The 6615-nt window shown below is 30.1% G+C and carries 6 protein-coding genes; 2 read left to right on the top strand and 4 right to left on the bottom strand.

All coding sequences use genetic code 11. The features are described 5' to 3' along the window. Window positions 1-120 precede the first annotated feature (120 nt). Window positions 121-918: a nitroreductase family protein gene (locus RQ893_RS07145; RefSeq protein ID WP_311482361.1), complete on the bottom strand. Its 798-nt coding sequence runs from the start codon at window positions 916-918 to the stop codon at window positions 121-123. A gap of 96 nt (window positions 919-1014) precedes the next feature. Between RQ893_RS07145 and RQ893_RS07150 the strand changes: the two genes are divergently transcribed. Then, entirely contained in the window at window positions 1015-2811 is a 1797-nt protein-coding gene (locus tag RQ893_RS07150; protein ID WP_311482362.1) for an ATP-dependent helicase, read from the top strand. Between the two features lie 62 nt (window positions 2812-2873). On the opposite strand, the gene RQ893_RS07155 is transcribed toward RQ893_RS07150, so the two are convergent. Next, window positions 2874-4148, bottom strand: a complete 1275-nt coding sequence (locus RQ893_RS07155) for a folylpolyglutamate synthase/dihydrofolate synthase family protein (protein WP_311482363.1) — start codon at window positions 4146-4148, stop codon at window positions 2874-2876. A gap of 62 nt (window positions 4149-4210) precedes the next feature. Here RQ893_RS07155 and RQ893_RS07160 point away from each other — a divergent pair, with 62 nt between their 5' ends. Then, entirely contained in the window at window positions 4211-4918 is a 708-nt protein-coding gene (locus RQ893_RS07160) for a heparan-alpha-glucosaminide N-acetyltransferase (RefSeq protein ID WP_311482364.1), read from the top strand. 288 nt (window positions 4919-5206) lie between these two features. On the opposite strand, the gene RQ893_RS07165 is transcribed toward RQ893_RS07160, so the two are convergent. Beyond that, entirely contained in the window at window positions 5207-5803 is a 597-nt protein-coding gene (locus RQ893_RS07165; RefSeq protein ID WP_311482365.1) for a DUF4230 domain-containing protein, read from the bottom strand. A gap of 54 nt (window positions 5804-5857) precedes the next feature. Beyond that, complete coding sequence (gene trmB / locus RQ893_RS07170; RefSeq protein ID WP_311482366.1) at window positions 5858-6484, bottom strand: tRNA (guanosine(46)-N7)-methyltransferase TrmB; 627 nt, start codon at window positions 6482-6484, stop codon at window positions 5858-5860. Between the last annotated feature and the right edge of the window lie 131 nt (window positions 6485-6615).

The following is a 6615-nucleotide window of genomic DNA, read 5'->3' on the forward strand; positions in this document are numbered from 1 at the left end:
GGGCAAGGTGGGTTTGACATAAAACCTCAGCTGCCTTTCTCATTTTTTCAAAATAAGTTTCATTGTATATTCTAATCAAAATTTTACTCTCCTAAAAAGGACGCCTTGGCGCCCTTTGTTTTATAGTTGTTTACTTGCTATATAGACGTACTTATCATCGTTAATTTCTGGTTGAATTTCCCAATTTGAGCCCATAGAAATAGATTCTCCAAGCTTATCTAGGTAATACATTATAATTCCAGCATCAAGTAGGTTTACATTTCCCTTATAATCTTCTATATAAAGTTTTATCAAATCATCTACAAGAACAAATCTCCAAGGTTGGGCATTATAGGCTGATGGAGCAAATCTAGCATATGAAAATATTTCGTCTAGGCCTCTTTGTTCAAGGTCTTCGTTTGTAGCTTTTTTACCGAGTTCATCTATAAAAACAAACTCCCCAATACCTTTCCTATCGTCAAATTTATGTTCCCTAACAGTTTCATCAACTGGATAACCAATAGCTAGAAGAAGTCTTACCTCTCCCTTATCATATGCAAAAATCTCTTTTTTGATTGACTCATCAACTTCACCTACTGTTATCCAACAATTTCCTATGCCCATTTTGTCAAGTTCAGTAATTATTTCTTCAACACCATAAGCACCCTTAACAAGGCTTGCAGGATTATCATTTAAAGTATTTAAAGCTAAGTAAGCAGGAGCATCAATCATTATTCCGCCATAACCAGCCTTACCGTCTAAAGCTTTATAAACCTTTTCTCCATCAGATTGAACTATAAAAGCAAGGTCATCCTTACCTAATTTTATAATTTCACCATCAATTACTTTTTGGATTTTTTCTAAATCTGCTTGCTTAATAGCCATGTCTTTGAAATCTCTGGTTGAAGTTCTTGATTTTAAAAATTGTGTTGTAAGCATATTTTCCCCCATATTTTTATTCTACTACTTGTATTATACTATACCTACTATCTATTTTATCATATTTTTCAAAAAAATATATGGTATCATGATAATATGATATTAACTGACATTCAAAAAAAGGCAGCAAATTTCGTAGATGGGCCCTGTCTAGTCCTTGCAGTTCCCGGTGCCGGAAAGACTACCATGCTTCTAGAAAGAATTAATAAGCTAAGTAAAATCACCAATCCAGCAAAAATTTTAACTCTAACTTTTTCTAGAACCCAAGCTTTAGATATGAAAAATCGTTATGTTGGTTCTGATACAAATATAATGACCATCCACGCCTTTTGCTACCTAATTATAAGAAATTACTTAAAAAAATTTAATAAAGAACTAAGGCTTTTAGAATCTGTCGATACTTATAATAAATATGACCTAGTTAGACGTATCTATCAGGAAATCAATAATAAAAAAGTATCAAGAGAAGATGTGTTGACATTTTTTACAGAAACATCTTTCATGAAAAACTCCATGTTCGATGAATCCTACCTAAAAAACATTAGGATGAAAAATATCGAAAAAATCTATTATAAATATGAACATTTCAAGAAGTCAAATAACTATATTGACTTTGATGATATGCAAATAATAGCTCTAAGATTTCTTGAAGAAAATCCTAATCTATTAAGATCAATTCATAAGAAATATGACTATTTCCAACTTGATGAAGGTCAAGACACATCACTGCTTCAATTTGAAATCCTTAAAAAAATCGTTGGTTTGAAAAATAATTTTATGGTTGTTGCAGATGATGACCAATCAATTTATTCTTTTAGGGCTGCTGACCCAGGATATTTACTTAACTTTAAATCTCATTATCCTAATGCAGAAATAATTATCATGAATGAAAATCATAGGTCTAGCAAAAACATTGCCTTGCTCGCTGGTAACTTCATAAAACAAAATAAATTTCGATATAGTAAGGAGATCATAAGTAATAAAGAAAACGGTCAAGAGATTATTATAAAAGAACTAAACAATTCTCATGACCAATATAAGTATATAAAACATAATCTAGATTTTAATAAAACTAATGCAATATTATTTAGAAATAACATATCAGCTATCAATATGGTGAGTTTTCTCCTAGAAGATGGAATTGATTTTAAAATAAATGAAGATTTTTTAGATTTTTTCAAATCGCAGATTATAAATGATTTCTTTGATATAATCAAATTTTCAGAAAATTTTTCTGATACAGGATTATTTGAAAATATTTATTACAAGATAAAGACCTACCTTAAAAAAACTGATATTGAAAAATTAGCTAGTAAGCCCTTAAACATGAATATCTTTGACTTCTTTTACGAAATCTTAGACTATGATAAAAGAAACCACCTCTATGAGATTGAAAAAAAGTTAGTTCATATTAGAAGTTTACCCTTGTCTAAGAAAATTTCATATATCTACAAATATTTAGGCTACATGGAATATGCTTCTCTAAAGGCCAACAAGTTTGGAGAAGAAGTACTTAATAAAAATCTTTTTGTTGAAAGTCTGGTTAATTTTACCAATAATCTAGATACAATTGAAGATTTTGATGTAAAAATTTTAAATTTAAAGAAAAAAATAAAACTAATGCCTCAGGCAAATTTATTTCTTCAAACTATTCACAGGTCCAAAGGACTAGAATATGACAGGGTTTTTATTATTGATATGAATAATAAAGAATTTCCAATAATAGACTACGAGTCAAATCCAGAAAAAAGCCTCGAAGAAGAAAGAAGAGTATTTTATGTAGCTATGACCCGAGCAAGAGAAAAACTTTTCGTCTTAGCTATTAGAAAAAGAAATGGCAAAAAGATTTTGCCTTCAGAATTTTATCTATATGTTAAAAATTTAAATAAGTAAAAAATCGTCTTGAGATACTATCTTTAGACGATTTTAACTTATATATTATTTATATATCAAATTCATTTTTTAATAAAGGATAGTAATTTACCTACTAAGTAGAGCGAACCGCACCACAAAACAAGGTCTTTTTCTCCAGCTTCTTTTAAGGATTGGTCATAAGCTTTTTTATTATCATTAATTATTTGAATATCCGAAACATATTCTCTTGCTTCTTTAGCAATTTCTTCGGTATCAAGCGCTCTTGGATTTTCATCAATGTAAGTTATTATTAATTTGTCAGCAAGACTTGCTATATCCCTGATAATTTCCTTATGATCTTTATCTTTAAGAATAGAAAATCCTACAATAAGTCTATCATAATCAAATTGTTTAAGACTTCCTAAAAGTGCAGCAATTGATTCCTTATTATGGGATCCATCAAGGAGAATTTTTGGATTTGTGCTTACCAAATCGAGCCTTCCAGGATTGTAGGTTTCTTTTATACCATCTTTTATATCATCCTCGGTCAAATTAAATTCATCCTTAAGGTAGTCTAAAACCATTATAGCAAGGCTAGCATTATAGATTTGGTGTTTTCCCCTAAGATTAGTATGAACATTTTTGTAGGTCTTAAAATCAAAAGTATTGCCCTTGTTTGAAATTTCTCTTACATTTACATCATCTTTGCAAAAACTATGGATGGTAGAATTTTCTTTCTTAGCCTTTTCTTTGATTACTTCAAAAGCTTCCTCACTAGTTTGCGGATAAACAAAAACTGGTCGATTAGCTTTGATAATTCCTGCCTTGTTTGCTGCGATTTCTTCTATAGTATTACCTAATACATTCATATGATCCATAGATATAGAACAAATTACAGAAGCTAACGGACTTTTTATAATATTTGTAGAATCAAGAGTTCCGCCAAGACCGACTTCTATTACAGCAACATCTACTTTTTGTTCATAAAAATAAAGATAAACCATAGCTGTTAAAAATTCAAAATAAGTTATATGATAGCCTTCTTCATCGCATTTTTCTGCAATAGGCTTAATTCTATCAATTAGATTACAAAAATCTTCATCACTAATGTCTACTCCATTTATAGAGATTTCTTCATTTATCCTAACCATATATGGCGAAGTAAAAATCCCACACTTAACCTTTTTCCCAAGAGCCTTGGCAAGCATCATTGAAGTAGATCCCTTACCATTAGTACCAGCTACATGAATAGTTTTTATTTTATCTTGGGGGTTGTCAAGAGCTTCCATTACTTTTGCAATACTTTTAAGATTGTGATCCTTTCCGGATGATCCCCTCCCATATAAATAATCTAAATAATCATCAAAATTTCTCATATTTCCTCCAGAAACTTTATAAGTTTATTTTACCATATGTTATAATAAAGGCAGGAGATTTTATGAAAAGAATACAAATTATTGATACATATAGGGGTTTTACCATAATTTCTATGGTCCTCTTTCATTTATTTTACAATATAAACTATTACTGGACCTTGGATTTTTATGATGGGACTGTTTTTAATAAAATTTGGCAACTGTCAATTGCTATGTCATTTTTTATCATTTCAGGAATCACCTCTAGCTTTTTAAATCCTAAAAAAAATATCAAAAGAGGTCTAATTACAAGTTTTATAGGCCTTGCAGTTACCTTAATCACATATTTTTTTGCTAAAGACCAACTTATTATTTGGGGAGTTTTAAACGGTCTAGGTCTGTCAATGATAATCGCTGGTTTGATACAAAATTTAATTAGCCCTAAACTATGGCCAGTTTTCCTATTTGCCTTTGCATTTTCCTATAAAATTCCAGCTGGACTTTTTTATAATTATGAATTTTTAAAAAGGCTTTACCAAGCAAATTTATTCCCACTTGGCTTTCCGTCATTTGACTTTTATTCAAATGACTACTTCCCATTAATTCCATGGCTTTTTGCCTTTTTAGCAGGTCTTTCTTTGGGGAAATTTTTAAAGGAGAAAAACTTTTATAATTTTGATGTAAAAGAAAATTTTCTAGGAAAAATCGGTAGATATTCGATGCCAATATATATCACCCACCAAATAATCCTCTATCCCTTAGTAAGCTTAATCTATAAGTTAACTTTGTGATGTAAGTTGATATTTAAGCATATAAACTTATAATGATATATAAGCAAATACGAGAACAGAAAAATATAGATGGAGGAAAATTTATGGATCTTATAAGAAAATATAAAAAAGATTACCCAGCATCTTATTTTATACTCGCATCTCTCATAACCATCATTCTAGTTTATAAGTTTGGTTATGCAATAGGAAAATTTGTAGCGCATCTCGGATTCTAGTTATTTCTTTAAAAGATTAACTGTGATATACAAATAAAAATGCCCTTAGAATCTATATTCTAAGAGCGTTTTTTTAATTAAATTCGATTGTATATTCTTCTAATAGTGGATTTATTTTAAGAATCTCTACTATGGCTTCCTTAGTCTTCTTGTCAGCTTCTTGTAAAAATCCCTTTTCTTCAAGGTCTTTTTCAACCTTTTTCATTTCATCTTTCCTGAAATCAGAAAAGTCTTTCACTTCTAGTTGATTGAATATTGAGTGTTTCTCATCAAAAATAGTTAGAGAATCTTCGTCTATTACGTGGTTTAAAATTTCTGCATGTGGAATTTGGATATTGATTTTTTTATCATCTTCATTTAGGCTTACCTGAGCTTCTTCAAGATTAATCCCAGCATTTACCTGGCCATCATAAGAAATAATAAATTTCTTTTGTGTAAATGGCAATTTTACACCGTAGAATTCTTGTTGATTTTCAAAAGACCCAACGTTTGTGTATTTGTACTTGAGTGTCGTCAATTCCTTAACCGATAGGATTTGATTTTTTATAATATCTGATGAAACTTTTGTTTCTGAATGAAATAACTTGCTTTTCATACCGAAAAAATATGAAGCAAAAATTATTACTATAAGAGCCAAAAGTCCAAAGAACATTTTTTTAGCTTTTTTCATTTATTCTCCCTAATTATTTATTTTATCTAATTTTACTTTATTTTTTCTAATATTCTATTTAAATTTTGCTATTAAGTGGAATATAGGCATATTCCTATCCCTAAATTTCCTCTCATACTCAGTCACTATAGAATCTTCCTCGGCTAAATTTCTCTCAACCTCAATTATTTCCATGCCAAAATCTTCCATATAGGCGACACTTGCATCAAAAAAGTCTTCATTGTCTGTCTTTAGCTCAATTTCGGCACCAGTTTTACAAATGACTTTATATAGTTTTAGGAAATTCTCGTGGGATAATCGTCTTTTATTGTGACGTTTTTTGGGCCATGGGGTTGAAAAATTCAAGTAAATCTTTGATATTTCATTTTCATCAAACATATCTGTTAGTTCTTCTGCCTTACCTACAATCCCATAGACATTTTTTAGATCGTTTTCTTCTATTTTCTTACATGCAGATACAAAAGCATTTGTATTCATTTCTAAAGCTAGGAAATTTTTATCAGTCGTATTGATTGCCTTACTTACAATAAAGTCTCCCTTACCTGCACCTATTTCAAGTTCTATTTCATTCTTATTTTTAAATATATCTTTCCAAGAGCCCTTATGATTTTCAGGATCAAAAATTATGTACGAGCTTTCTTGCATATGTGGAATAGCGTGTGGTTTGTGTCTTAATCTCATAATTTACCTCATAAAAAAAGGAAGTCGCATCTTGCGACTATCCTTATATAGTTTTTCCTTCTCCCCAGAAACAAGCACCAACAAGTCCTGGTCCTACGTGACTTCCTACAGTCGTTCCTATTTCATATATT

Source organism: uncultured Anaerococcus sp., from assembly GCF_963510915.1.
In the GTDB taxonomy this organism is placed as follows: domain Bacteria; phylum Bacillota; class Clostridia; order Tissierellales; family Peptoniphilaceae; genus Anaerococcus.